Genomic DNA, 25,397 nt, shown 5'->3' on the forward strand with positions numbered 1-25,397 from the left:
TGCGACCCCACGGCCCGCATCCGCCGACCCCGGCGGCTCGCCGGCATGGTGTACGCCGAGCGCGGCCGGGCGCTCCACGCCCTCACGGTGCGAGGACGTGCACGCCGACGTCACCGCGTCAGGCCGCGGCTCCGTGATCGGGTGTCCCCGGAGGAGCCGTCGGCCTGCCGAGGCGACACACGGCGGCAGGGTCACGCGCGCCCTGCATCGGAACTGCCGACAGGTGCCGAGGGGACGCGAGGCCGCTGTTCAGTCGGCCAGGCGCCGGCCGAGATCGAGCTCCACGCCGTCGGGGCGCTGGAGGCCGCGCTCGAACAGCGAGCGGACCCGATGGGCGTTCTCGGGACGTCCGGAGGTCTGGAAGAAGGCCTGGAGGCTGGCCCCGTACGACTCGGCCGTCGGCAGCGACTCGACGTCGACCAGGGACTTGGTCCGGGCGACGGCAACCTTGTCGAAGCCCGCGAGGCGCCTGGCGAAACGGTCGACGAACCGCTCCAGTTCGTCCTCGGCCAGCACGCGGTTCACGTAGCCGTACGCCGCTGCGAGATCGGCGGGGAAGTCGTCGCCGCCCAGCAGGATCTCCAGGGCGCGTCCACGGCCCAGGAGGCGCGGGAGCCGGCCGGTGGGGTTGCCGCCCGGCACCGATCCGACGCCCACCTCGAACTGCCCGAGGATCGCACCCGGTCCGGCGAAACGGATGTCCGTCGCCAGGACGAACTCGCTCCCCGCGCCGCGGGCACGGCCGTTGATCTCGGTGATGGTGGCGGCGGGGACCTTGGCGAGCCGGTACAGGTTGTCCGCGAACGGATGCAGTCCGGACGGAGCGGGCTTCATGGCGGCGACACGGGAGCGGTCGGCCCGCATGTCCCAGTGCGCCATGAAGAAGAACGGGTTGGCGCTGCGGAAGACGACGGCCGTCAGGTCGGGCGCCTCCTCGATGCGGGTGATCAGCTCGGCGAGCTGCTCGATGGTGTCCGGGTCGATCAGGTTGATGTCGCCGTTGGAGAAGGTCACCCGCCAGTAGGAGGGGCTGATCTCGTCGACGGCGAACTGTTCGAAGGCGCTCATGAGGATCTCCTGTGGTGGCCGCGGGCCGTGGCACGCGGGTGGGTGCTTGAGGGGTTGACGGCCGCAACGGCCCGCGTGGGCGACTCCCCCGCGGCTCGCTGTCAGGGCCCGGACGGGGCCACGCACGGAGAGCGGTCACTGGTCGTGGGACAGCCCGGCGGACGCCGGCCGGCGTCGAGCCGGGCAGCCGCTCGCGACCGGCCCGGCTGGAACCTGATTTCAAATCTAGCACCTGGATTTGAAAAGACGTCCCAGAGGTAGACTTGTCACATGCCGAGGAGAAGTCGTGAGACGGCCGCAGGAGAGACACGCTGCTCGATCAGCCGCGCCCTGGAGATCGTCGGAGACCGCTGGAACCTGCTGATCCTGCGTGAGGCGCTCAACGGCGAGACCCGCTTCTCGGAGTTCAAGGAGCGGCTGCACGTGGCGAGCGACGTCCTCACCCAGCGGCTCGGCGTCCTGGTGGAGGGCGGTGTGCTGGAGAAGCGTCCCTACCGCGAGGCCGGAGCCCGCTCCCGGATGGCCTACCACCTGACCCCGGCCGGGCGGGAACTCGTCGTGCTCTTCGGCGCCCTGCAGCAGTGGGGTGACCAGCACTGTCCGCACCCCGAGGGCCCCTTGGTGCGCCGGGGCAGCCGTACGAGCGGACAGGCCCTGCGTGTCGCCTTCGTGGACGAGCACGGAGTGGAGGCGCCGATCGACGACGTCGACCTGGGCGCCCCGGTCTCGGACGGCACCGCCCCGCCCACAACCTGACCCGCGGAGGCGGCGGACCCGGCGACTTCCCACACCGGGAAGGCCGCCTGCGCGGGGCACGAGCCCGACGGGGTGACGTCCTGTGCGGCTCATGAGACAGGGGCGGGACCGCATGCCACGGTCCCGCCCCTGCCGTCACCCGTCGTGCGTCAGCGCAGTCCGAAGGCGCGGACGAGGGTCTGGGAGACGCTGTTGCCGTCGTCGTCCTCGGCGACGACCCGCACGGTGACGAACGTCGCCCGCTTCGGCGCGCGCAGCGTCGTCCGCCATCCGTCGCCCCGGCGTTCGAGATCGGCGCGCCGCCAGGTCGCACCGTCGTCGTACGACAGCTCGACGGTCGGCTTTCCGACGGCGCTGGTCACGCCGCGAAGGTGCGAGGCGGTCACGGTGAGGTGTCCGTGGCGGTCGGCGCGGCCCGCCGGGTCGGTGCGCACGCCGTAGTCCAGCTGGATCAGCGGCAGCGTCGTCTCGGCGCCGGTCTCCTGGGAGGTGAAGTTCCACTCGGTCAGGGTGTGCCGCGAGTAGGGACTGGCCCACCTCCCCCGGTCGTTGTCGACGACGAGCCGGTACGGCAGCCGCTGCGGGGCCAGCCCGGACGGCAGCAGCTTCTCGATGTTGCCCTGGTCGAGTTCGCGGTCCCCCTGGTACAGGGTCATCAGGTTCTTGACGTCGAAGTTGCCGTGGGCGTCACCGATGTGCCCGGCTCCCGAGTCGCCCCATCCCGGCACCGGCAGCCACATGGTGTCGCCGTAGCGGGCGGGCGTGGAGCCGAGCGGTCCCATCCGGGGCCGCTGGACGGGTCCGAACCAGGACACCCGTCCGGTGGTGCCGCGGCGGTACGTCGTGAACTCCTGCGACTGCTGGCTCATCTCACCGAGGATGCCCGCGTAGTCCTGCCACGGGACGTCGGCGCTGAGCCAGTCCGTCCGGTTGCCCCGCGCGGGGGCCGGCAGCGGCACCCAGATGCCCGAGAAACCCTGCTCGTCCGAGCGGAACTCGTACGCGTCGCCCTGGCGGTAGTTGCGGAACGACACCTCGACGGGGACGAGGTCGTGCCTCTGCTCCCGCCATGTCGGATCGGCAGGGACACCGCCGGTCCAGTGCCGCACCACGTCGTAGAGGTAGTCGGTGGTGGGGTTCGAGGTCACGGTGAGGGTCTCACCGCCTCGCCGCACTGCGGCGAGGAGACCGGCCCCCTGGTCGGCGTCGAGCGTGGCCATCGAGAGCGGGGCGGGGGCGGGGTCCGTGATCCCGTCGGGCGTGGGGAGCAGCCGGCCGACGCCGTCATGGACGATCACCACCAGCCGTGCGCCCGCCTCCGCGGCGGCCGACGCCTGCTCCAGGGGGGTGAGGCCGTCGCTGCGGTGGACGACCACGGCCTTGCCGCGCACCCCTGCCGCGGCGAGTTCGGCGGCCGATCCCCCGCCGCCGTAGACGGCCTTGAGTCGGTGGGTGCCGGCCGCCAGCGGTGCGACGCCCCGCTTGGTCATGATCTCGTCGAAGACACGCGACCGCGAGGCCAGGGTCAATGCCGGTTGCTCCAGGCGGAAGCGGGCACCGAAGGTGAAGCCCGCACCGTCCTGGCGGGCGGAGGGCAGCGCCCAGATGCTGTCGTGGGTTTCGTCGGGCATCAGCACGGTCGACACGGAGCTGTCGCCGTACTCCTGCGCCACGTCCAGCCGCGACACCACGCGGGTGGCGGCCTGGGGCACGTCCGCCCGCACCTGCCGCAGCGCACGTCCGTCGAGGGTGACGGTGCGGTCCCGGTCCACCTTTGTGTTCTGGAAGCTGAGCAGGGCGAGCCCGCGCGCGTGCGGGCCGTTGGCCCCGGTGACGGTGGCGAAGAGCCATCCACCGTACTCGCCCGGCGGGACACGCAGGGTGGCTCTGCCGGAGCCGTCGAGCGTCGCGGACGACCACAGGTTCTGAGTGGACAGGAGAACGGACGCGCCGGTGATCGGCTGACCGGACCGGTCCTTGGCGACGATCGTCAGATCGTGCCGCTCCCCTTCCCGTGAGGCACCGATCAGCGTCCGGGCCCTGACGTCACCGGTGCCGTCGGTCGCGACGAGCATGCCGCTGACCGGCCTGTCACCGGGTATGCGGGCGAGGGCCGTGGTGAGTTCGACCGACCGGGTTCCGTGCGCGGGCACGGTGACCCGACGCTCGGACACGGTGAACGCGTCGGCTGCGACACGGGCGTCGACCGTCAGGTCCAGGCTGACCTCGGTGTCGCCGGTGTTCGTGTACGTCACCGTCCGCACGTCGGTCCGGTCGGGTGCCGTGGGCCAGGAGTGGAAGCCGCCGAAGGCGCTCGCCGTGGCGAAGACGCTCGCGCGTACCGCCGTCTCGGCGTCGACGCGCCCCGCGCCCGCCTCATAAGGGGTGTGGGTACCGGTGGCCCTGGCGCTGCTGACGAGCGCCTGCTTCAACCGCTCACCGGTCCAGTCCGGGTGGGCGGCGGCCAGCAGGGCGGCGGCTCCGGCGACATGGGGGGTGGCCATCGACGTGCCGCTCATCGTCGTGTAGGGGCCCGTGCCCTCGGAACTGTCCTGGGAGCGGGCGGCCAGGATGCCGACACCCGGCGCGGTCACCTCGGGCTTCAGCCCGTCGTCGCCGGACCGAGGGCCCCGGCTGGAGAAGTCGGCGAGACGGTCCGAGGAGTCGACCGCGCCCACGGTCAGTGCGGCGTCCGCGGCGCCGGGACTGCCGATGGAGTGCGCCCCCGGCCCGGAGTTGCCGGCGGCGACCACGAACAGGGCTCCGGTCTCGGCGCTGAGGTCGTCGACCGCCTGGCTCAGGGGGTCGGTGCCGTCGCCCTGGCCGCCCAGGCTCATGCTGATGACCTTGGCGCGTTCCTCCCGGGCGGCCCACTCCATCCCGGCGATGATCCAGGACTGCTGCCCCTGCCCTCGGGGGTTGAGGACCTTGCCGATCGACAGGCGTGCGCCGGGGGCGACGCCCCGCTCCCGGCCGCCGGAGGCGGCGCCGGTGCCGGCGACCGTCGAGGCGACGTGGGTGCCGTGGCCGACCGTGTCGGTCACGTCCTCGTCGGTGGGGACGAAGGTCGCGGTGCCGTCCACCTGCCCGACGAGATCCGGGTGTTGCAGGTCCGCGCCGCTGTCGAGGACCGCCACCTTGACGCCCTTGCCGGTATGGCCCCGCTCCCATACCCGCGGAGCGCCGATCTGGGCGGTCGAGTCGGCCAGGTCCGCGGTCACCCGGCCGTCGAGCCACACCTTCGCGACGCCGCCGGAGAAGGCCGGTTTCGAGGAGGCGGGCGTCGCACCGGGGCCGGTGGTGAGTGCGGACCAGAACGCCGAGGCCTGCGCCCGCTTCTCCGTGACGGCCGCACTCTTGATGCTGTCCAGCCGTCGGACGGTGGTGGAGCCGGCCAGCTTGACCGTGCCGCGGGCCTTGGCCGTGTCGCCGGTGTAGCGCACGATCAGCGGAAGTCTGTCGGTGTGCGCGTCGTCGTAGCCGTCCGCGATCAGTCGCGTCACGTTGAACAGCTGCTTGTCCAGCCGGCCCGAGGAGATGTAGGGCAGAGCGGACGCCGGAAACACGTATGTCTCTCCGTGCGTGACCACCGTGTGATAGCCGGTCGTCCCGGCCGTCCCCCGGCCCGAGGGCTCGACGGACCGGACGGTGGTCCGCCCCCGCGAAAAGGCGACCGAGACCTCGTCGCCGGTGATCAGTGTGACGGTGTGCGTGCCACCGGCCTCACCGGTCCCCTGCGGGGCGGCGGGGTGAGCGGCGGCCGGGAGCGCGGGAAGCGCTCCGGTGACCGGCAGGACCCCGAGGCTCAGGACCATGGCCGCGGTGAACGCGACCGGGCCTGGTCTCGGGACGGGAAGGTTGGGCAAAGCGACTCCCTCTGACGCGCATTGGATTACTCGATGCAAGTCGTGCGACTGACGCGTGAATAATCGTCAGAACTTACTTGCTCCTGAAACTATCTGTTTCATCAAGTGACGCGCCGTCATCCAAGAGGAACCTGATTGCCAAGTCAAGGGGATGAGAATCCAGCACCCCCCGCCGACCCAAGCCGTCCAACTCCGCCCCCCCCCTGCCACGACCAAGGCCACATCACAGCACCCAGCGAGAGGCAAGGAAAAACACTTACTTGACATGGCAATAAGCGGGAATAGGATCGGCCTCGTCGACGAGCGCGAGTGTCACCGGCCGGATCGTTGGGCCCCGCGCCGCCGCCTGTACCCCGGCTGTCGAGCGCAGGGTCCTCGCTACCGTCGGCCGGCGGCACGCGGGCCGTTGCCGGCCGGCGCGTGCCGGGCGTCCGCCGGCGCGACGGTCCCACCGGCGGGCCCGCGGCCGGCGCGCGCGCTGTGCCAGGCCAGTACGGCCGCCGCGAGCGCCAGGAAGCCCAGACCGGTCCCCACCACACCCGCCCATCCGAACGCCGAGAAGGACAGTGCGGCGATCGCGGAGCCGGTGGCACCGCCCGCGAACACCGAGAAGATGTAGACGGTGTTCAGACGCGCCCTGATGGCGGGCCCTGCGGCGAAGATGCGGGCCTGGTTGGCGATCTGACCGCTCGTCGTGGCGTAGCCGAGGAGGTTGCAGCCGACGGCCAGGGCGATCAGCGACCGGCCGGCGACCCCGAACAGCACGAAGGCGAGCGCCGCCGACGTGAGCGCCATGACGTTGACCGTGAGCGGCCCGAAACGGTCGGTCAGCCGTCCCGAGTACCGGGCGGCCAGCGCGCCCGGAACGCTGAAGAGGCCGAACAGCCCGATCACCGCGGGCCCCAGTGCGATCGGCGGCGCGGTCAGGTGGAAGGCCAGCGACGACCAGAAGGCGGAGAAGGCCGCGAAGACGGTACCTCCCAGCGCGGCGGAGACACGCAGGGAGGCGTCCCGGACGATCAGCCGGGGCAGGGAGGCAAGGAGACGGCCGTAGCTCACCTTCTCCCGGTCCGGTGCCGGGCTGTCGGCCGGCATGTAGCGCGGGAGCACCAGGAGCAGGGCGCCGGTGGCCGCGGCGGCGACCACGAACCCGGCTCGCCAGGTCCCGGTGGCCTCGGCGATGAGACCGGCGGCGGTCCGGGAGAGCAGGGCACCCAGGGTCAGCCCCGTCCCCACGGCCCCCAGGACGCGGCCCGCGTTGCCGGCCGAGGCCATGGACACGACGGTCGGCATGATGACCTGCGGCAGCACCGTACTGGCGGAGAGCACGAGAGCGGCCGCGCCGAGGAGGGCGACCGAGGGGGCGAAGGCGCCCGCGAGGAGGCCGACGGTGGTGATCGCGAGCAGCAGGGTGGACAGCCGGCGAAGTCGTGCGCCGTCGGCGAGCGGCACGACGGTGACGATGCCCAGCGCGTAGCCGATCTGCCCCAGGGTGGCCACCAGCCCGGCGGTGGAGGCCGAGGTGTGGAAGGTGTGGGCGATCTCGTCGAGGAGTGGCTGGGTGAAGTAGATGTTGGAGACGGTGATCGCGGTCGCCGTTGCGAAGACGGGTATGGTCCCTCGTCTGACGCCTGGGCGGGTCGCTGCGCTGGTCATGGGGTCCTCCGGTGCACGGTTTCACGGGTGGGAGGGGGACGCCGGAGCGTCGGCGGAGTGCGCGGGCAGGCCCCGCCATGGCCCGCTCCCGGCAGCGTTCGGCCGTCGGGAGCGGAGGGTGGCTGCGGCCGTGCGCCGTACCGGGGCGGCGTCCCGCACGTCAGCGGTTCATCGGGCCTGACCGACTGGGGCTGCCGACCCGTCGCGCGACGCGAGCGCGCCGGAGGGCCGGGAGGAGTCGTACGCTCGGGCTCCGCTTGTCAGACCAGCCTGTGCCAGGTGAGTTCCGCCGTACGTTCAGCACCCCACATACGGGTGGGCGTGGTGAGGCCGAGTCGCAGGAAGGAACCCGCGAACTCGACGCTGCGCACATGCTTACGCCCGACCCAGTTCGGAAAGAGGCTGGTGGTGACGTGGTGCTCCACGGTGTGCGGATCGACCACCTCGAACGGGCCGCCGTAGGCGACGTAACCGGTGGCCGCCCGGGCCAGCTCGTCGGCTGCCGCGTCCTCCGGACGCGCCGCGGCCAGGTGCGCCCGGTCGCCGCGGCCCAGCTGAGCGGACATGTATCCCTCGGGGGTGTAGAGGATCAGGCCGTACGGCGAGCGTCCCAGCGGGTGGACGACCTCCCCGTCGGCGGTGGCGGCGGTGTACGCGACGAGTTGCCACGCGCCCAGCAGCCTCATGCGGACCGCCTCGCGGGCCCTGCTGTCGTCGCGTTCTGCGACCGGGTCTGTGGGGGTCATGAGTGCTCCTCTTCGGATGGGAAAAGGGTCCGCGGGACCGTCCGGTGGACGGACGGTCCACGGATTCGCTACCGGGTGAGCTCACCGTCGACGAGACGCCAGACGTTGAGGGGGTTTGCCTCGCGCAGGACCTGCGGCAGCAGCTCGTCCGGGAAGTTCTGGTAGGTGACCGGACGGACGAACCGCTCGATCGCGCCCATGCCGACCGAGGTGAAGCGGCTGTCGGAGGTGGCGGGGAAGGGGCCGCCGTGGGTGGACGCGTACGACACCTCCTGAGGGATCGAGAAGGCGTTGAAGACGATTCGTCCGGTACGGCGTTCCAGTACCGGCAGAAGCTGTTCGGTGGTCGTGCGGTCGGCGGTCTCGGCGTGCAGGGTGGCCGAGAGCTGTCCGCGGAAGGCGCGTGCCGCTTCCAGCAGTTGCTCCGTGCTGGAGACCTTGACCAGCAGGAGTGTGGGGCCGAAGACCTCCTCACGCAGGGTGGGTTCGGCCAACAGCTGCTCACCGGTGACCTCGAGCAGCAGGGCCTGTCCGTACGCCCCGCCGTCCGGGGCGCCTCCCTCACCGAGCCGGACGGCTCCGTTGTCCTGGTGGCGCCGGGCGTTGCGGGTGTAGGCGTCGTGGATGCCGGGGGTGAGCATGGGCCGTGTGTCCCACTTCTCCACCTCGGTGACGGCCGCTTCGCGCAGTTCGGCGTAGCCGGGCCCTTCCACGGCGAGCAGGACGGCGGGCTTGAGGCAGGCCTGCCCGACGTTGTACATGCCGCGCTGCACGAGGCCGGTACCGATCTCGGCGCCACGGGCGGCCAGGGCGGCGGGCAGGACGAAGGTCGGGTTGACGCTGGTCATCTCGGTGAAGACCGGGATGGGATCGGGGCGCTGCTGGGCGCGGCGGTACAGGGCCATGCCGCCAGCCTCGGAACCGGTGAAGGTGACGGCCTTGACCAGCGGGTGGTCCACCAGGGCTTCGCCGATCTCGTTGCCGGGGCCGCGCACCAGGGAGAAGACGCCGGGGTGCAGACCCGATTCGGCGACCGCCTCCTGGATGATGCGGCCCTCGATCTCGGAGGCCCCGGGGTGCGCGTTGTGGGCCTTGAGAACGACGGGGCAGCCGGCGGCCAGGGCTGAGGCGGTGTCACCGCCGGCCACGGAGTAGGAGATCGGGAAGTTGCTGGCGCCGAAGATCGCCACGGGGCCGAGGGCCACCTTCTGCAACCGATGGTCCAGACGTGGGGTGGGCTGCCGGTCCGGCTGCGCGGGGTCGATGGCCGCCTGGAGGAAGCGGCCCTGGCGTACGACGGCGGCGAACTTGCGGAACACGCCGGCGGTGCGGACGGCCTCTCCCTCGAACTGAGCTGTGGGCAGTCCGGTTTCCAGGGAGGTCCGCGCGGCCAGTTCGTCCTTGGCCGCTTCCAGCTTGTCGGCGATGAGTTCGAGGAACAGCGCCCGTTCCTCGAGCCCGGTGCGGCTGTAGCCGTCGTACGCCTCGTCGGCCAGGGACAGGGCACGGTCGACCTCGGCCGGCCCGCCGAAGGCGAACTCGGGCTCGATGAACTCGCCGGTGGCCGGGTTGAACGCCTTCATGCTGCCCGCGGTGGCGGGCACCTGGCCTCCGCCGATCAGGAGTTCTCCGGTCAGTGTCATGGGTGTGCTCCCAGTCATGCGTGTGCTCCCTCGAACGCTGCGATGAGCTCGTCGGTGGTGGTGATGGCGTGGGCGTAGGTGGGCCCGTTCAGCTCGTGCGCGGCGTGGACCATCTCCGGCAGGAACGCCGCGGTGGCGTCGCGTACGAGCGTCACGTGGTACCCGAGCTCCATGGCGAAGCGGCCGGTGGACTCGATGCAGGTGTTCGCCAGCAGGCCGACGAGCACCACGTGGGTGATGCCGTGCTGCTTGAGCCGGAAGTCGAGGTCCGTGTTGGCGAATCCGCTCTGTGCCCAGTGCTCGGCGACGACGATCTCGCCGGGCTGCGGCCGGAAGTCCGGGTGGAACTCGCCGCCCCAGGTGCCGCGGGCGAAGCTGTGCCGCTCCATGATGCCGAGCTGGGTGGGGTTGGGGTGGGCCCACGTCTCGTAATCGCCCTCCTCCCACCGGCGGTGCGGGACGAAGATCACCTGCGTGCCGGTGTCGCGGGCGGCACCGATGACGGACCGCAGATGGTCGAGCAGGTTCACCTGCTCCGCCATGGGCCTCAGGCGCGGCCAGATCTTCCCTCCCTCGGACAGGAAGTCGTTGAACGGGTCGACCAGCAGCACGGCCGTGTGCCGTGGGTCATAGGTCCGGGGCATCGGGTCCTCCAATCTGGATGACGTCCATCATCCAGATTGAGGATTATTGTCATCATCCTGAATGTCAAGCGAGGCCTGCTTCCATCCCACCTTCGTGAGCGCAGGTGTATGATGTGCGTCATCCAGTTGTGCAGTGTCCGCACTGCGCCGCCCCACGAAAGGCAGGCTCGTCATGGGTCACTCGCAGGCGGAGAAGGCGGCCACCCGCGAGCGGGTGCTCAGGGTCGCGTCGCGCAGAATCCGTACCGACGGCGTGAATCGCCCCGGCGTGGCGGAGCTCATGCAGGAGGCCGGCCTGACCCATGGCGGCTTCTACAAGCACTTCAGCTCCCGGGACGACCTGATCGCCCAGGCCGCGGCCTTCGCGCTGTCGGAGGGGACCGTGAAGATGGAACGGTCCGCCCGCAAGAACACGGAGGACCCCCGAGCAGGCCTCATCGACGCCTACCTCGCGAAGCAGCACCGGGACGGGCCCGCCACCGGGTGCGCCCTGGTCACCCTGGGCGCCGCCGCCGGACGCGGCGGCCAGGAGATCAAGCAGGCGTACGAGAAGCAGGTCCGCACGTATCTCGACCTGATCGCGGGCCTGGACGACGGCTCCGAGAACGCACGGGCAGAGGCCATGCTCACCCTCAGCGCGCTGGTCGGCGCCGTACTCATGTCCCGGGCCGTGGCCGACAAGGACTTCTCCGACGACCTGCTGGAGACCGTGACCGAGCAGCTGACGGGCCGTACCCCGGACGAGGCACCCACCGACGCCTGACACCCTCAGCGCAACTCGGGCGCGGCGACGCCGACGACCCGCCCCTGCGGCCGGACGGCCGTGGCAGCACCAGCGACGCCGCCGCACCGCCCCCTTGCCCGACCCCGAGACGCCGTCAGCGACGAGGCCCCCTTCGGTGAGGCTCCCCAGAGGCCGAGTCCCCCTGCTGCCGTTCCCGCCTCCCCTCTTGCCGCTGGACAGTTCCTGCCACGCCTCCTTCCGCCCTCCCGCCGCCGGACCTCTCGGGTGGCCACTGCGACTCCCCCACTCCCTCACGCCCCTCCCTCGACCCGACCCCGGCACGGTCGCGGGCCGAGGCCGGACTCGGAGACGGCCAGGTCCAGGTCGCCCCGTGCCGACGACCCGGGGCCAGCGGCGACACCGTGCGCATCCGACATCCGCACGCCGACCCGACACCCCCCGGGGCCACGCTCCTCGAGCCCACCCTCGCCGGCGGCAGCAACGGCTCCGCCAACGCCCACCGGGCGGCCGTCAAGTCCGGTGCGGACACCCGCCCCCGACAGCAGCTGCGTTCCAAGCTTTGCTTGACGAAGCAATTTCTTCCATGTTTACTTGCTTCAGCAACTACATCTCGGATTTCTCGGGGTGGCCTTAGTGAAGGGTTCAGCATGACCAAGATTGGAATCATCCTCGGCAGCACCCGCCCCGGCCGCAACGGCGAGGCCGTGGCGCGCTGGGTGCTCGACATCGCGTCGAAGCGCACGGACGCGGAGTTCGCGCTGATCGACCTCCTCGACTACAAGCTTCCGCACCTGGACGAGCAGCTTCCGCCCTCGATGGGCCAGTACTCCCAGCCGCACACCCAGGAGTGGGCGCGCAAGATAGCGGGCTTCGACGGCTTCATCTTCGTGACGCCGGAGTACAACCACTCGACGTCCGGTGTGCTCAAGAACGCCATCGACTACCTCTACGCCGAGTGGAACAACAAGGCGGCCGGGTTCGTCAGCTACGGCGCCATGGGCGGCGCCCGCGCGGTCGAGCACCTTCGCCTGATCGCCGGCGAGCTGCAGATGGCCGACGTCCGCGCCCAGGTCGGCCTGTCGCTGTTCCACGACTTCGAGAACTTCAGCGTCCTCAAGCCGGGCGAGTTCCAGGTCGAGGCCCTGAACGCCACCCTGGACCAGGTCGTGGCCTGGAGCCGGGCGCTGGCGCCGCTGCGGGCCGCGTAACGGATTCCCGTTGTCCGCGCACGCGAAGGCGCGGACACGCGGGACCCGTTTCCCGCTCGCATCGGGGGCCGGGAGGGCCGTCCCGCCGTACGGCCCTCCCGCGGCATGAGGCGGGGCGCACGAAACACGGTTGCCCCCAGGGCCGTCGAGGCCACGCAAGGCGCGCCGGGTCATCGGCCGTCGGGCCGCGGACCGCGTTCCGCCGACCGCCCTTTCACGGTGATGCGGTGCGGTACCCGTCCCGGTCGCCACGCACCTCTCGGGCTCATCCCGCTGACATGTTCTGGCCCTTTCCGACGTGTTTCGTCGGCAGATTCCACCCGGCCCGCGAAGGCCCCCTCCCCTTACCACCTCATCTCCGACAGGGATCATCGTGTACATCGCCGCTGTCATCCTCAGCGTTCTCCTCGCCCTCTTCTCTCTTGCCGCGGGCGCGCCGAAGGCGCAACTCAAGGGCAGCGTGCCGGAAGGGCTCGTGGCCAAGGGTCTCGGCTCCGGTCTGGTCCGCTTCATCGGCCTGGCCGAGGTGGCCGCGGCGGTCGGCCTCGTCGTGGGCATCTGGTGGCAGCCTCTGGGCATCGCCGCCGCCGTCGGTATGGCCGTTCTGATGATCGGCGCGGTCAGGTACCACGCGAAGTGGGGGGACTACGCGGACAGCGAGGCGCGCGGTGCCGCGACGGCGCCCATACTCTTCACTCTCGTCGCGGTGGCGGCGGCCCTCACCCTGGCCGCCTCACAGTAACCTACCTCGCTGTCATGTACCTGCCATGACACCCCTCCCCCAGGGACGCTCGAACGCGCCCGGGGGAAGGGTGCCTTGACGCGTGCGTCCGCTTTTATATAGGCCGGCCGGAATCCGCGGCGCGAGTTCGCACGAATTCGACATGCCGACAGCCCGGACGAAACGCCCCGCACCCTCATACATTCCGCCAGAAATTATCTGACGGCTCACCTCTCAGCCAACTACCCCGTCGACGGAGGGGCCAGCGCCTGGTGACGCACGCCCACCGACGCACTCACGCCCGCGCCTCAGCCTCACACGCCGAGCACGGAGGCGCGGGCCCGGGCCGGCCGAGGTCGAAACCCTCAGGCCCGAGCCCCCCCGGACGACTCACCTCGACCCACTTCCCAGGCCGAAGGAAACGCGCTCATCATGACTACGAACACCAGGCACGTCGTCATCGTCGGCGGAGGCTATGCCGGGGTTCGCCTGGCGCGCGAGCTGGACAAGGACGCCGACGTCACCTTGATCGACGTCAAGGAGGCGTTCTTCCACCGCGTCGCCTCACTGCGCGCGAGCGCCGACGCGGACTGGACCTACGCCCCGTTCATTCCGTACGACTTCCTCCTGGCCAACGGCCGCGTCGTGAGGAACAAGGCCGTACGCATCGACACGGAAGAGCGCCGGGTCGTGCTCGCCACCGGGCACCGTGTGCCGTACGACGTACTGGTCATCGCGACCGGAGCCGACTACGAGGAGCCCGCACGCTTCACCGGCACCACCGTCGAGGAGGCGGCGGCGTCATTCCGCGGCCACCAGCGGCGCATCGCCGAGGCCCGGAGCCTGCTGGTGGTCGGAGGAGGTCCCTCCGGTGTGGAACTGGCCGCGGAACTGCGACTGGCCAACGCGAGGGCCACGGTCACACTCGCGCACTCCGGCCGCAGACTGCTCTCGTGCTTCGGCACCGGGCGCATGGGCCGCCACGCACGCTCCTGGCTGGAACGGCACGACGTAAGGGTCCTCCTCGACACCTTCGTGTCGTCCGCCGGCGGCGCCGGCACGGGGCTGCGGGACCAGGCGGGCCACCCCCTCGGCGCGGACGTGGTCTTCTGGACGACGGGCACCACCCCCAACACACTGTGGCTCCGGCTGGCGGGACGGGGCGACTGGCTCGACGAACGCGGCCACGTCAAGGTGGACGAACACCTGCGCGTCGTGGGCCGGCGGGACGTCTTCGCCATCGGCGACGTCAACAACGTGTCGGAGGCGAAGCTCAGCCCTTCGGCCGTCGCGCAGGGAGAGGCGACGGCCCACAACATCCGCGCGCACCTCGACCACGGCAAGCACGGGAACATGCCGCGCCCGTACAAGCCGGCGCCGGTCCGCGTCTTCTCCGTGCCCTTCGGGCCCGACGCCGGCACCACCCTGGTACCGGCTCTCGGCCGCGACGTCCTCGTCCTGGGCGACAGGGCCACGTCCGTGCTGAAGAGCAGGCACCTCGCGATACCCATCATGGAGAAACTCCTGGGCCGCCCCAAGACGTGACGGTCGGCCTGCGGATGCGCTCCTGCTCACCGCAGGCCTGGGCGGCGGCCACCCCGCTGGCGCTGAGGCCGCACTCGACCGGTCCTGAGCGGATCCGCCGGAGCCGGGACATCCCGGGGCCCGCGATCGCCCGGGCCCCATCCCGCCGAGTACCTGAACGCTCGGAGACAGAGGACCCGGGGTGTCCGGGCCGCGCCCGCCTCGTCCTCGACCGGGCGGGCCGCGACGTGGACCGACGCGGGCGTCAGCCGAAGTCCGGGCCGCTGATGCGGGTCCGCTTGATCTCGTAGAAGCCCGGCGCCGAGGCCACCGCGAGCACGCCGTCCCACAGCCGGGCCGCCTCCTCGCCCTTGGGCGTGGGATTCACCACGGGCCCGAAGAACGCGACCGGCTCACTCTGCGCCCCGGGGCCGGGTACGGCGATGACCGGGCTGCCCACGTCCTCACCGACCAGGGAGATGCCCCTGCGATGGGAGACCCGCAGCTCGCTGTCGTAGCGGTCCGTGTCACCGGCGTCGGCCAGGTCCACGGGAAGTCCGACCTCCCGCAGGGCGGCTTCCAGCGTCGCCCTGTTCTTGGGTTGCTGCTCCAGGTGGTAGCGCTCGCCGAGAGCGGTGTAGAGAGGTTCGAGGACCTCGGGGCCGTGGCTGAGGCTCGCGGCGACGAGAACCCGCACCGGCGCCCACGCCTCGCCCATCAGTACCCGTATGCGCTCGGGCAGTTCGTCCAGGCCGTTCTCGTTCAGGACGGACAGGCTCATCACGTGCCAGGACACCTCGACGGGACGGCTCTTGGCCACCTCCAGCATCCAGCGGGATGTCAGCCAGGTCCACGGGCACACGGGGTCGAACCAGAAGTCCACGGTGGTGGGCGACTCGGTTGTGGTCGATGCAGCGTTCACGAGACTCTCCAAGGGCCGTTCCGGCGCGTCGCCGTCCAGCAGGAGGCGCGGCCGGCTACCTCGATGGTCTCATAAATAGACGACCGGTCGGCTGGATCAGTGCAGGAAACCCTCGTAGCGGTGCTGCTCGACCTGGCTGCTGATCTGCTTCACGGTCTCCAGCCCGACGCTCACGATGATCAGGATGCTGGTGCCCGTGAGCTGGTTGGAGCTGCCGAAGTTGCCCAGCGCCACCGTCGGGACCAAGGCGATGAGCCCCAGATAGATCGATCCGGGCCACGTGAGCCGATTGAGGACGTACCCCAGGTACTGGGCGGTGGCCCGACCGGCACGGATTCCCGGCACGAACCCTCCGGCCTTTTTGATGTTGTCGGACACCTCTTCCGGATTGAAGGTGATCGACACGTAGAAGAACGCGAAGAACACGACCAGGAGGAAGTAGGCCACCACGTAGTACGGGTGGTTCCCCTTGGTGAAGTTGTTCGTGACCCACGTCGCCCATCCTGAGCCCGATCCCACGAACTGCGCGATCAGGGCGGGGATGTAGAGAAGCGAAGAAGCGAAGATGACCGGGACGACACCGGCCTGGTTGATCTTCAGTGGAATGTACGTGGCCGTACCCCCGTACGACCTGCGGCCGACCATTCGCTTCGCGTATTGGACCGGAATGCGGCGCTGCGCCTGCTCCACGAACACGACCAGGCCCACCATGGCGAACCCGACCAGCAGAACGACACCGAAGGCCAGCCATCCGCCAGCGATCGTGCTTTCCCGCTTCACCGCCCAGATCGCCCCCGGGAGCGTGGAGGCGATGGAGATGAAGATGAGCATGGACATCCCGTTGCCCACCCCGCGCTCGGTGATCAGCTCTCCGAGCCACATGACACATGCCGTACCGGACGTGATCGTGATGACCATGACCACGGTGACGAAGACGGAGTCGTCCGGCACGATGCTCGAGGCTTCCGGGCAGTTGGGGAACAGTGCGCCGTTGCGCGCGGTCGCGACGAGGCCCGTCCCCTGCAGGACGGCGAGCGCCACGGTGAGATAGCGGGTGTACTGCGTGATTTTCGCCTGCCCCGACGCCCCCTCCTTCTTCAGCGCCTCCAGCCTCGGAATCACAACGGTGAGCAACTGAAGAATGATGCTGGCCGTGATGTACGGAAGGATCCCCAGAGCGAAAACCGTGATCTGCAGAAGAGCTCCGCCACTGAAGAGGTTGACCAGCCCGAGAATTCCCTCGCCTTCCGATACAGAGTCCACGCATCTTTGGACCGTCCGGTAGTCCACGCCCGGAATAGGCACATGTGAGCCGACCCTGTACAGCACGATGATGCCCAGGGTGAAGAGCAGTTTCTTGCGCAGGTCGGGCGTCTTGAAAACGTGGCTCAACGCGTTCAGCACGGTGCTTCCTCTACAGCGGTGCCGGGCAGGACGGATTCAAGGGGCTACGGCCGCGTGCGGCACGGACGATCACTACGCGCGGGCACTCGCCGGCGGAACGGCACATGGGGCCGGGCGCCGGCCCACGGCATGCGAAGCGCGTGCGGCACGATCCCGTCACGGCGGCCCGCTGAGGCGCCCGCCGACAGCGTGTCCGGCTCGGCACCGAAGGGCACCGGCCGCGGCCCGGCATCCGCCGTAGCGGTCACGCCGCGCGGCCGACCGTGGAAGTTCATACGCCCGAACGTACGGACCGTGGTCCAGCCAGTACGACTACACGCCGGTCAGGTCCCCCGGAACGCGCAAGGGCACGGGGCCCCGCCCCGACCCCCCACCCGTGTAGCCGATCGGTCGTATACTCGACGTATGGGGCGAACGAGCGATGCCAGGAACAAGATTCTCACCGCTGCTCGGTCACTGCTCGAGCGGCGGGGCTACTCGGCGCTGGGCGTGGCCGAGATCTGCAAGACGGCCGAGGTGCCCAAGGGCAGCTTCTACTACTTCTTCGAGTCCAAGGAAGCCCTCGCCCTCACCGTCATCGACGAGCAGTGGGCGGCGGAGAAGCGGGACTGGGAGGGCGTCCTGGGCGGCGACGCCGAGCCCCTGGAGCGGCTGAGGCAGCTCTTCGAGGCCACCGAGAACCGCCAGCGGAACGGCCAGGAGAGCTGCGGAGTGGTCTCCGGCTGCATGTTCGGCAACCTCACCCTGGAGATGAGCAACCAGACGGACGCCGTACGCGAACGCCTCCAGCAGATCTTCGAAGCGCAGGTGGACATGGTCGAGGCGACCATCGTCGAGGCCAAGGAGCGGGGTGAGATCGCGGTGGCCGAACCGCGCGAAGCCGCTCGGTCCGTCGTCGCACAGCTCGAAGGCCAGGTGCTCTTCGCCAAGCTCTACAACAACACCTCGCAGCTCAGCAGCCTGTGGCCCAACTGCCTCGCCCTGCTGCGCGCCGACGATCCCCAGGTGGCCGAAGTCGCCTGAGTCGCGTCACTGCCAGGGTCGGGCACGTCGGACGCTCCGGAGCCGCGCCCGCCCGGCAGTGGCGTGATCACCTTTCCGAGTGGGACCCCCGCGCCGAGTGCGTATCCACCCGGGCCGGTTCTCCATCACGTGTCGGCGTGAGGCGTGGGCCGGGGCAGGACGTCCGAACCGTGCCGGCCGGGCGGACGTGGCGCAGGCGGGGAGGAGGCGTTCTGCCGTCCGAGCGCTTCATGAGTTCTCCCATCGGTGCGTCACCCGGATGTGCGCGCCGGCCATGGCCGGCGCGCACATTGCATGATCAAGAAAAACCTGTGAGGGAGACGCCGCATTCCGCCCTGCGGGCGGTGCCGATGCGAGACGTCTCACCGGCCCGCTAACCGGCGCGGACCGGTCGGCCGGCGGCAACTGGCCAGGACCGGCCGGGACTCACAATGCCTCGGTGAGCCGCCGCAGCGTCCGTGCCGCCGGCTCCCGCGCGGCCCGGCGGTACGCGGTGCCTGCCCACAGATGCATGAGTTGCTGGTCGCCCGCCGCGGCGGCCGCCCTGCGCAGCGGGGCGGTGAGGTGGTGCACGGCGGGATATCCGGTCGGGGCCGAGGCTTCGTAGCGTTCGGTGAAGCGGTTGCGCAGTCCTCGTGCCGGCCGTCCCGTGAAAGCTCGGGTCAGCACGGTGGTGTCGAACGCCGGGTCCGCCAAGGCCCGCTGGTGGGGCGCCGAGGCGCCGCTCTCGTCCGTACGCAGGAGCAGTGTGCCGACCATGGTGGCCTCCGCTCCGGCGTGGAGCGCGGCCGCCACGTCGGCGGGCGTCCCGACCCCTCCGGCGGCGACGAGCGGCAGGGAGACCTGGCTGCGCACGTGTGCCACCAGGTCGGGCAGGGAGACGGGGACGAGCGGGCGGTCGGGGGTGAGCGTGGCCGAGTGACCGCCGGCCGCAGGCCCCTGCACGATCAGGGCGTCCACACCGGTCTCCGCTGCCAGGCGGGCCTCTTCGGCCGTGGTGACGCTCTGCAGGACGGTGGTGCCGACTCGCCGCAGGGCCCGGACGACCGTGGAGTCGGGGATGCCGAAGGTGAAGGACACCCACGGGACCGGCGACCCGACGAGCAGGTCGATCTTGGCCGCCCAGTCGTCGTCATCCTCCTTCGGAGGACTGTCGGACAGGCTCAGCCCGTAACGGTCGGCCTCGACCTGCACGGTACGGGCGTAGCGGCTGTAGGCGTCGACCGACACGGGGACCGGGTTGGGTGCGAACACGTTGACACCGAGCAGGGCGTCCTGCTCCCGGACGGTCCGCATCTGCTCGGCGAGAAGGGCCGCCGACTTGTACCCGGCGGCCACGAAACCCATGCTGCCCGCATGTGCGGCCGCCACGACCAGCTCGGAAGAACTCCCCCCGCCGGCCATGGGTGCCGCGAGAACCGGGAGTTCCACACCAAGGTCGGACAGCAATCGGCTCATGACTGACATCTCCTCTGGAGGCACGGAGTGGGCGGGTGCTCTCACCGCCCTTTTGCCGCCGGAGCGGCCCCACCGGCTTGGCGTACGCCGGATTCCGCTCACGCCGCCAGCGTAGGGCGCCGGGCGCGGCGGAGGAGGGCCTGGGCCATGCCGATTACGCTGCGACTATGCACGCCGGGCATCGATACGCGAGGGAGTGAGCCGTGGAGGTCGAGATCCGTCACCTCCGGGCCTTCGCCGCGGTGGCGCGCCACCGGTCCTTCTCCCGTGCCGCCCAAGAACTGCTGGTCACCCAGCCGGCCCTGAGCCGCACGGTAGCTCAGCTGGAGGCGACCCTGGGCGTCCGCCTCCTGGAGCGCACGTCACGCCGCGTGGAACCGACCGACGCCGGGACGCATTTTCTGCAAGAGGCGGAACGAGTCCTCGCCTCCTTCGACCACGCCCTCACCACGGCGCGCCGGCTGGGTGTGCTGCGACTCGGCTTCAGCTGGCTGCTGCCGGCTCCCTGGGCGCAGCGGACCGTCAAGGACTTCGAGCAGAGCACCGGTGCCTCCGTCACACTCAGCCGCACCGACGATCCTCTGGAGGCCCTGCACCGGCGCACCGTCGACATCGCCGTGGTCCGCGGCGACACAGCAGCGCCGGAGCCGCTGCGTACCGTCTGGCTGTACGACGAGGCCCGCTTCGCCGTCTGCGCCCGGGAGAGTCCGCTCGCCGGCCGCGGCCACCTGGATTGGGACGAGGTGCGGAACTGGCGTCTGATCGTGAACACCGTCAGCGGCACCACCGGCCCGTGGTCCTGGCCCGAGGAATCACGGCCGAAGGACATCGTCGAGACGGCGAACTTCGACGAGTGGGTGGAGACGGTCGCAGCGAACCGCGGTATCGGCATCGTCCCCGAGACCGCCAGGGATCGCTCACCCCACCCCGTTCTGCGCTTCGTCCCGCTCACCAACGCCCCGCCGGTTCCCGTGCGACTGGTCTACCTGCCGGGCGGCCCCCGCACGCTCATCCGCCGGTTCGTCGACGCTTCCCTGGCGGCGGTGGACACGTGAGCGGCTTGGCCGCGGGTGCCGCCTACGTTGGTACCACCAGGCATGTCACCTGTCGAGGGTGCGACTGAGCTCCTGAGCCCGCGCGGCGTACGGACCGGTGGGCGTTCCACCGGGCCGGACGTCAGGGTGCCGCTATGCGCTGCAGCACCTCCGCGGCCGCCGCCACATCGCAGCCTTCCAGGCGGGAGAAGATGTGCCGGCGCACACTGGCGAGGTTCGTGGGCCACGCCTGTTCCAGCATCTTCCACCCCGGGTTGGTGAGCAAGGCCAGCCACGCCCTCCCGTCCTCGGGACACTTCTGCCGGGTGACGAGTGACTGGGACTCCAGCCGGTTCACCACCCGGGTCATGCCGCTCAGCGAAAGGCCGCACACGTTGGCCAATTCGCTCATGCGCATCTGATGGTGCGGGACTTCGGAAAGATGGACCAGGACGGTGTACTCGGTGGAGGAGATCGGAAGCTCCTCGAGCATGTCCGCGTCGACAACCCGGGGCAAAAGGGCCATCACCTTGCCGAGTGCCCGGAGGAATTTCTCCTCGTCCGGGTTGAGGGGAACGATTGTCGTCGCGTCTGCCATGGGCACAGTCTATTTGTCGCACCGGCCCGATCGATTGACCCGCAAATGCTCGCACAAGGACTACTTCCCACATCAAGCAGTCAGGACGAGGACTGGAGTCCATGCCGCGGGCCGGCGGGTCCCTTCAGGTGGCGATGTTCCGCAGGGCCACCGCGAGCTGACCGAGGTCGAGGCCCGTCAGGTGATCCAGGAAGTGACGGCGCACGGACGCCAGGTTGGACGGCCACGCGGCTTCCAGACGGGCGAAGCCCTCGTCGGTGAGGATGGCGTTCGATCCCCGGGCATCGAGCGATGACTTGACACGCTGGATGAGCCCCTGGCTCTCCAGCCGGGTGACCAGCCGCGTCATGCCGCTGAGCGACATCTCGACGGCGGCGGCGAGGTCGCTCATCCGCATCTGCCGGTCGGGAGCCTCCGAGAGGTTCGCCAGAGCCAGGTACTCGATGAGGGACAGGCGCTGCTCTCGCATCATGTCAGCGTCGATCGCCCGCGGCAGAGCGTAGATGACGCGGCTCAGCGCCCTCACCACGGCCTCTTCCTCGGCGTCGAGGGGCCGCAGACCTCTCTCGTCCGGCTGAGCTGCGATGCCTGGCATGGTTCCACACTTCTGTTCGTCGGGAATGCGATCAAGGGGGTGCTTACCATAGGCCGGGGCCGCTCCGGGAGCCCGCCACCGGAGCCCTCGTGCGGAGGACCCACTCCCCTATTTGCTACGTCAAGCAATTTATGTCATGGTACACCCTCCGGTCCGGATGCGACGGCCCGCCCGGTCGGGGCCGAAAAGACGGCGCCGCTCGAGACCGCACCGGGAGGAGCGGCAGCTCGAAGGCGCCACGGTGGCCCACCGCGGACCGGCTTCCTCGCCGAGACAGACAGGAAAACCTCATGACGCCGAAGCCTGCGCCAGCGGGATACGCGGTGCAACCACTGACCGTGGACGAAGAGGCCGTCGTCCGATCGCTCCCTCTGCTGATCAACGCCTTGCCGCGCGCCATCGACGCCGTCATGACCCAGGAACAGCAGATGTCCGCCACGGAGTATCTGGCTCTGATGCATCTTTCCGAGGCCCCCGACCGGCGCCTGCGGATGGGGGACCTGTCCTCCGCCTGCGAGATGTCGCTCAGCGGAACGACACGGGTCGTGCACCGGCTGGAGAAGGAGGGCTACATCGAGCGCGTGCGGTGCGACCGCGACGGGCGCAGCTACCGCGCCGCCCTCACCGACTCCGGCTTCGCCCGCCTGGAGGAGGCGTGGCCGAGCAACCTGGCCGCTCTGCGCCGCCACTTCCTCGACCACCTGACCGGGATCGACCTCAAGACCCTCGCCGCCGCGCTGGAGAGGGTCGCCACCTGATCGGGCGGACCGCGCCGCTGGGCGGGCCCGTCGGCGGAGGAGGGGCGCGGACCCGCCCGGCAGTCCGCGGCGGTACCGGGCCACTCAGGAGCGGGTCCGCGTCGGCGCTGTCGCAGGGCGCGGCCGACCGAGCCACCCGGGCTCCCACGCCCAGACGATCCGGTGGGTGCGCTCAGGCGTTGGTGAGGACCATGCGGAAGCGGGCCGCGCCGGAGAGCATCCTCTGATAGGCGGAGTCCGCCTCGCTCAAGGGCACGGCTTCCACCGTGGGGCGGATGCCGTGCAGGGCGCTGAAGTCCATGGTGTCCTGCACGTCCTGCGCGGTACCGGACGGGTGGCCGCGCACCACCCGGCCCGACAGGATGAGCTGGAGCGGGGCGATGCCAAGGGGTTCGGGCGAGACTCCGATGACCACGAGTTCCCCTCGGGACGTCAGACCGTCGACGGTGGCCGCGATGGCGTCGGAGTCGCCGGCCGTGGCCAGCACCACCTTGGCACCCCCAAGGGCCTGCAGAGCGTCCGCGACCGGGGTCGCTTCCGTGCTGTCGATGTAGTGGTGTGCCCCGAAGCGCTTGGCCAGTTCGGCCTTCTCCGCGCCGCGGGCGATGGCCACCGTCTCGAATCCCATGGCCACGGCGAATTGCACGGCCAGATGCCCGAGACCGCCGAGGCCCACCACGGCCACCCTGTCGCCCGGCTGGGCGGAGCTGCGCCGCAGCCCGTTGTAGGTCGTGACCCCCGCGCAGGCCATGGGACCCGCGTCCGCCGCCGACAGGGCGTCAGGAATGCGCGCCAGGGCATCGACCGGCGCGATCATGTTCTCGGCGAAACCCCCGTCGTACGCGTAGCCCGGGATCTTGAGGTTCTCGCAGACGATGAAGTCACCCCGCCGGCACGGCGTGCAGTGCCAGCAGCTGCCGCCGAACCACCCCACCGTCACCCGGTCCCCCACCTTCCAGCCGAAGGCCTCGGCGCCCTCGCCCAGTTCCTCGATGCGTCCGGCCACCTCGTGTCCGGGCACCAGCGGCCACCGCACACCGGGCATGGTGCCGGTCACGAAGAAGTCGTCGCTGTGGCAGATGCCGCATGCCTCGACGGACAGGCGGACGTGATTGCGCCCTGGTTGCGGTACTTCGCGCTCGACGACCTCGAAACGCCCGCTCGGACTCGTCACCTGCGCGGCACGGTAGGTATCCATATGTGTCTCCGTCATCAGGGAGGCCGCCCTCGTGACGCCGGCCTCGCTGATCGGCCCTGCTGCCGAGGAGGAGGCTCCGAGGGGACGCCGGTACGTCGCACGACGAACGCCGACGTCGGTCACGGAAGTTCGGGGCCGGGGCCGGGCGAGCCGTTCCTCGGGCGGCAGTTGTGATCACCAGCGGTCCGGCGCGGGTGACTATCGTCCATCCCACCATCAGCGGGGCGGCTCGGCAAAAGATGCGGTCGGGGCGGCCGTGCCGGGCCTCCCGGATCACCTGCTCAGAAGCCCCGCGCGATGTCGTCGAAACCCACCCGCTCGATCGATCGGCGCTGCCGTTCCGCGGCCAGCCGCGTGACGGCCTGGTGGACAGCGCCCACCACGGCGGCTTCGTCCGGGTCCAGCTCGCCGAGTGTCTCGTCCGCGGCCTCCACGATGCGCGCCGCGGCCGCGAGAGCGACGACGACGGGCCGTCCGTCCGTCATGCGGCCGAGCGCCCGGTCGACCGCGGGCGGGACGACGGGCAGCGGGCGGGACCTGCGGAAGGAGTGCCGGGAGGAGTGTGCCGGTGTGCCGCTCGCGGTCGCCTCGAGGGCCCTCCGGTAGCGGGCGGCCAGATCACGGCCGCGACGCCACAGCCATTGCTCCACGGTCTCGTAAGGGGCGTCCCGGACGATCGTCGAGGCGGCTTCGAGCAGTAAGTCGTCCTGGGTTCGCGGCGATGCGGCGGGCAGGAGCCGACCGTCGTCGAGGAGCACGGCCTGCAGATCGACAAGGTCGACCAGTTCCGCGCCGGCCAGGGAGAGGGAGAGGTCACCCGGCTCCGGCGGGGCATCGATGCCCGGGGAGGCGGCGAGGGCGCACAGGCCCAGGGCTGTGGTCATGTACGGCTCCAGGTCGGTCGGGGAGGCGATCGTCAGCGACGACGCCGACCAGCTGAAAGGCGCATAGAACATAGCGTGCGGTAGTTCCACGAAAGGCACAAAATCGCGCGATGACGACAGCCGGGGCGGGCTGAGGCGTCCGGACGGCTGACTCCTCAGACCGCTCGATGCCGGCTGAGGAGTGAGTCCGGCGCCCGCCCCCTCTCGAGGGACTGCGTCAGTGCGCGCGGGCGCCCGGCGCCGATGCGGCCGAGCGGGCCTCGCTCACCGCACGACCACGCTCGGTTGCCGGGAAGCGGTCCAGCATGGCCCGCAGCTCGTCCGCACCGACGTTGGCGCCGAAGGGCTCAGTGCCCGGCTGAAGGCGCACCCCCTGCGCCAGCAGGCCGGCGTCGACCGGGTCGAACCCGAGGTCGTCGACCAGTTCCATCACTGTGGACAGGGCGTCCGGGTCGTCCCCGGCGACCGCGATCGCCTTGCGCCCGGGCGTCCCCGCCGGCACGGCCCCGTCCTCGAGGTCGTGGTAGCCCATGTGGTTGAACGCCTTGACCACCTTCGATCCCGGCAGGAACGCCTGGACGATCTCGCTGGTCGAGGTGCGCGGGTCCGTGAAGTCCTCACGCACGCCGTCGATCTCCCACCAGTAGTTCATCGCGTCGACGACGAGCTTGCCGCGCAGGGCTTCGACGGGGATGCCGCCATGCTTGCTCAGAGGCAGGGCGAGTACGACGAGGTCCGCCCGGTCCGCGGCCTCGGCGGCGGTGACCGCGACCGCCCCGGGGGCGAGGACCTCGACCGTGAGAGCGATCCTCTCGGGCGCGCCCGAGCCCGCGATGAGGACGCGGTGCCCGGCGGCCACCGCCAGCCGGGCCAGCACGGTCCCCACCTTCCCGGCGCCCAGGATGCCGATCGTGTGCACAGGTCTCGTGTTCATTGCCGTCTCCCG

Annotated in this window: 22 protein-coding genes; 8 read left to right on the top strand and 14 right to left on the bottom strand. The window is 70.5% G+C overall.

Translation table 11 applies throughout. The features are described from left to right. Positions 1–249: 249 nt before the first annotated feature. Complete coding sequence (locus KBY32_RS13945) at positions 250–1,068, bottom strand: enoyl-CoA hydratase/isomerase family protein (RefSeq protein ID WP_210980234.1); 819 nt, start codon at positions 1,066–1,068, stop codon at positions 250–252. Between the two features lie 270 nt (positions 1,069–1,338). On the opposite strand from KBY32_RS13945, the gene KBY32_RS13950 reads away from it, so the two are divergent. Continuing rightward, positions 1,339–1,824 carry a helix-turn-helix domain-containing protein gene (locus tag KBY32_RS13950; RefSeq protein WP_210980235.1) on the top strand — a complete coding sequence of 162 codons (486 nt, stop codon included), beginning with the start codon at positions 1,339–1,341 and terminating at the stop codon, positions 1,822–1,824. A 149-nt stretch (positions 1,825–1,973) separates the two neighbouring features. Here KBY32_RS13950 and KBY32_RS13955 read toward each other — a convergent pair whose 3' ends face one another. From KBY32_RS13955 to KBY32_RS13975, 5 genes are all read right to left on the bottom strand, one after another. After that, entirely contained in the window at positions 1,974–5,690 is a 3,717-nt protein-coding gene (locus tag KBY32_RS13955; RefSeq protein ID WP_247689428.1) for a S8 family serine peptidase, read from the bottom strand. Between the two features lie 378 nt (positions 5,691–6,068). Further along, on the bottom strand, positions 6,069–7,346 hold the full coding sequence (locus KBY32_RS13960) for an MFS transporter (protein WP_210980236.1): 1,278 nt from the start codon (positions 7,344–7,346) through the stop codon (positions 6,069–6,071). A 260-nt stretch (positions 7,347–7,606) separates the two neighbouring features. Next, entirely contained in the window at positions 7,607–8,092 is a 486-nt protein-coding gene (locus KBY32_RS13965) for a lipocalin-like domain-containing protein (protein WP_210980237.1), read from the bottom strand. A gap of 68 nt (positions 8,093–8,160) precedes the next feature. Further along, on the bottom strand, positions 8,161–9,735 hold the full coding sequence (locus KBY32_RS13970) for an aldehyde dehydrogenase (NADP(+)) (protein WP_210980238.1): 1,575 nt from the start codon (positions 9,733–9,735) through the stop codon (positions 8,161–8,163). Positions 9,736–9,749: 14 nt separating this feature from the next. Continuing rightward, positions 9,750–10,379: a cysteine hydrolase gene (locus KBY32_RS13975; RefSeq protein WP_115506939.1), complete on the bottom strand. Its 630-nt coding sequence runs from the start codon at positions 10,377–10,379 to the stop codon at positions 9,750–9,752. A gap of 172 nt (positions 10,380–10,551) precedes the next feature. On the opposite strand from KBY32_RS13975, the gene KBY32_RS13980 reads away from it, so the two are divergent. From KBY32_RS13980 to KBY32_RS13995, 4 genes are all read left to right on the top strand, one after another. Beyond that, positions 10,552–11,142 carry a TetR/AcrR family transcriptional regulator gene (locus KBY32_RS13980; protein ID WP_210980239.1) on the top strand — a complete coding sequence of 197 codons (591 nt, stop codon included), beginning with the start codon at positions 10,552–10,554 and terminating at the stop codon, positions 11,140–11,142. A 629-nt stretch (positions 11,143–11,771) separates the two neighbouring features. After that, the gene (locus KBY32_RS13985) at positions 11,772–12,332 is read left to right on the top strand and encodes an NADPH-dependent FMN reductase (protein ID WP_210980240.1); all 561 of its coding nucleotides are present in this window, start codon (positions 11,772–11,774) and stop codon (positions 12,330–12,332) included. A gap of 373 nt (positions 12,333–12,705) precedes the next feature. Beyond that, positions 12,706–13,074, top strand: a complete 369-nt coding sequence (locus tag KBY32_RS13990; RefSeq protein ID WP_055620000.1) for a DoxX family protein — start codon at positions 12,706–12,708, stop codon at positions 13,072–13,074. Positions 13,075–13,485: 411 nt separating this feature from the next. Further along, positions 13,486–14,598 carry an NAD(P)/FAD-dependent oxidoreductase gene (locus KBY32_RS13995; protein ID WP_210980241.1) on the top strand — a complete coding sequence of 371 codons (1,113 nt, stop codon included), beginning with the start codon at positions 13,486–13,488 and terminating at the stop codon, positions 14,596–14,598. A 244-nt stretch (positions 14,599–14,842) separates the two neighbouring features. On the opposite strand, the gene KBY32_RS14000 is transcribed toward KBY32_RS13995, so the two are convergent. Both KBY32_RS14000 and secY read right to left on the bottom strand, forming a co-directional pair. Next, complete coding sequence (locus KBY32_RS14000; RefSeq protein ID WP_210980242.1) at positions 14,843–15,499, bottom strand: DsbA family protein; 657 nt, start codon at positions 15,497–15,499, stop codon at positions 14,843–14,845. Between the two features lie 96 nt (positions 15,500–15,595). Next, positions 15,596–16,903 carry a preprotein translocase subunit SecY gene (secY, locus tag KBY32_RS14005; protein WP_055619995.1) on the bottom strand — a complete coding sequence of 436 codons (1,308 nt, stop codon included), beginning with the start codon at positions 16,901–16,903 and terminating at the stop codon, positions 15,596–15,598. Positions 16,904–17,308: 405 nt separating this feature from the next. Between secY and KBY32_RS14010 the strand changes: the two genes are divergently transcribed. Further along, positions 17,309–17,926: a TetR/AcrR family transcriptional regulator gene (locus tag KBY32_RS14010; protein ID WP_210980243.1), complete on the top strand. Its 618-nt coding sequence runs from the start codon at positions 17,309–17,311 to the stop codon at positions 17,924–17,926. A 426-nt stretch (positions 17,927–18,352) separates the two neighbouring features. Here KBY32_RS14010 and KBY32_RS14015 read toward each other — a convergent pair whose 3' ends face one another. Next, positions 18,353–19,384, bottom strand: coding sequence for a nitronate monooxygenase (locus tag KBY32_RS14015; protein ID WP_210980244.1), 1,032 nt, complete (start codon positions 19,382–19,384; stop codon positions 18,353–18,355). Between the two features lie 203 nt (positions 19,385–19,587). Here KBY32_RS14015 and KBY32_RS14020 point away from each other — a divergent pair, with 203 nt between their 5' ends. Then, positions 19,588–20,439 (top strand): LysR family transcriptional regulator, encoded by an 852-nt coding sequence (locus KBY32_RS14020; protein WP_210980245.1) that lies wholly within the window; start codon positions 19,588–19,590, stop codon positions 20,437–20,439. 121 nt (positions 20,440–20,560) lie between these two features. Here KBY32_RS14020 and KBY32_RS14025 read toward each other — a convergent pair whose 3' ends face one another. Together KBY32_RS14025 and KBY32_RS14030 are read right to left on the bottom strand one after the other, a co-directional pair. Beyond that, positions 20,561–21,016, bottom strand: coding sequence for a MarR family winged helix-turn-helix transcriptional regulator (locus tag KBY32_RS14025; RefSeq protein WP_055619991.1), 456 nt, complete (start codon positions 21,014–21,016; stop codon positions 20,561–20,563). Positions 21,017–21,140: 124 nt separating this feature from the next. Next, positions 21,141–21,611 carry a MarR family winged helix-turn-helix transcriptional regulator gene (locus tag KBY32_RS14030; protein WP_079033453.1) on the bottom strand — a complete coding sequence of 157 codons (471 nt, stop codon included), beginning with the start codon at positions 21,609–21,611 and terminating at the stop codon, positions 21,141–21,143. A gap of 290 nt (positions 21,612–21,901) precedes the next feature. Here KBY32_RS14030 and KBY32_RS14035 point away from each other — a divergent pair, with 290 nt between their 5' ends. Then, positions 21,902–22,369 (top strand): MarR family winged helix-turn-helix transcriptional regulator, encoded by a 468-nt coding sequence (locus KBY32_RS14035; protein WP_210980246.1) that lies wholly within the window; start codon positions 21,902–21,904, stop codon positions 22,367–22,369. Positions 22,370–22,541: 172 nt separating this feature from the next. On the opposite strand, the gene KBY32_RS14040 is transcribed toward KBY32_RS14035, so the two are convergent. The 3 genes from KBY32_RS14040 to KBY32_RS14050 form a co-directional block, all read right to left on the bottom strand. Then, on the bottom strand, positions 22,542–23,567 hold the full coding sequence (locus tag KBY32_RS14040) for an alcohol dehydrogenase (RefSeq protein ID WP_210980247.1): 1,026 nt from the start codon (positions 23,565–23,567) through the stop codon (positions 22,542–22,544). 281 nt (positions 23,568–23,848) lie between these two features. Beyond that, entirely contained in the window at positions 23,849–24,523 is a 675-nt protein-coding gene (locus KBY32_RS14045; protein ID WP_247689429.1) for a GPP34 family phosphoprotein, read from the bottom strand. A 145-nt stretch (positions 24,524–24,668) separates the two neighbouring features. Continuing rightward, positions 24,669–25,385, bottom strand: coding sequence for an NADPH-dependent F420 reductase (locus KBY32_RS14050; RefSeq protein ID WP_210980248.1), 717 nt, complete (start codon positions 25,383–25,385; stop codon positions 24,669–24,671). Positions 25,386–25,397 lie beyond the last annotated feature (12 nt).

The organism is Streptomyces sp. RK62, from assembly GCF_018070255.1.
Taxonomy (GTDB): domain Bacteria; phylum Actinomycetota; class Actinomycetes; order Streptomycetales; family Streptomycetaceae; genus Streptomyces; species Streptomyces nigra.

Coding starts and splice junctions, on each gene's coding strand:
- KBY32_RS13945 (WP_210980234.1), bottom strand. CDS start 1,068: ATGAGCGCCTTCGAACAGTTCGCCGTCGACGAGATCAGCCCCTCCTAC.
- KBY32_RS13950 (WP_210980235.1), top strand. CDS start 1,339: ATGCCGAGGAGAAGTCGTGAGACGGCCGCAGGAGAGACACGCTGCTCG.
- KBY32_RS13960 (WP_210980236.1), bottom strand. CDS start 7,346: ATGACCAGCGCAGCGACCCGCCCAGGCGTCAGACGAGGGACCATACCC.
- KBY32_RS13965 (WP_210980237.1), bottom strand. CDS start 8,092: ATGACCCCCACAGACCCGGTCGCAGAACGCGACGACAGCAGGGCCCGC.
- KBY32_RS13970 (WP_210980238.1), bottom strand. CDS start 9,735: ATGACACTGACCGGAGAACTCCTGATCGGCGGAGGCCAGGTGCCCGCC.
- KBY32_RS13975 (WP_115506939.1), bottom strand. CDS start 10,379: ATGCCCCGGACCTATGACCCACGGCACACGGCCGTGCTGCTGGTCGAC.
- KBY32_RS13980 (WP_210980239.1), top strand. CDS start 10,552: ATGGGTCACTCGCAGGCGGAGAAGGCGGCCACCCGCGAGCGGGTGCTC.
- KBY32_RS13985 (WP_210980240.1), top strand. CDS start 11,772: ATGACCAAGATTGGAATCATCCTCGGCAGCACCCGCCCCGGCCGCAAC.
- KBY32_RS13995 (WP_210980241.1), top strand. CDS start 13,486: ATGACTACGAACACCAGGCACGTCGTCATCGTCGGCGGAGGCTATGCC.
- KBY32_RS14010 (WP_210980243.1), top strand. CDS start 17,309: ATGGGGCGAACGAGCGATGCCAGGAACAAGATTCTCACCGCTGCTCGG.
- KBY32_RS14015 (WP_210980244.1), bottom strand. CDS start 19,384: ATGAGCCGATTGCTGTCCGACCTTGGTGTGGAACTCCCGGTTCTCGCG.
- KBY32_RS14025 (WP_055619991.1), bottom strand. CDS start 21,016: ATGGCAGACGCGACGACAATCGTTCCCCTCAACCCGGACGAGGAGAAA.
- KBY32_RS14030 (WP_079033453.1), bottom strand. CDS start 21,611: ATGCCAGGCATCGCAGCTCAGCCGGACGAGAGAGGTCTGCGGCCCCTC.
- KBY32_RS14035 (WP_210980246.1), top strand. CDS start 21,902: ATGACGCCGAAGCCTGCGCCAGCGGGATACGCGGTGCAACCACTGACC.
- KBY32_RS14040 (WP_210980247.1), bottom strand. CDS start 23,567: ATGGATACCTACCGTGCCGCGCAGGTGACGAGTCCGAGCGGGCGTTTC.
- KBY32_RS14045 (WP_247689429.1), bottom strand. CDS start 24,523: ATGTTCTATGCGCCTTTCAGCTGGTCGGCGTCGTCGCTGACGATCGCC.
- KBY32_RS14050 (WP_210980248.1), bottom strand. CDS start 25,385: ATGAACACGAGACCTGTGCACACGATCGGCATCCTGGGCGCCGGGAAG.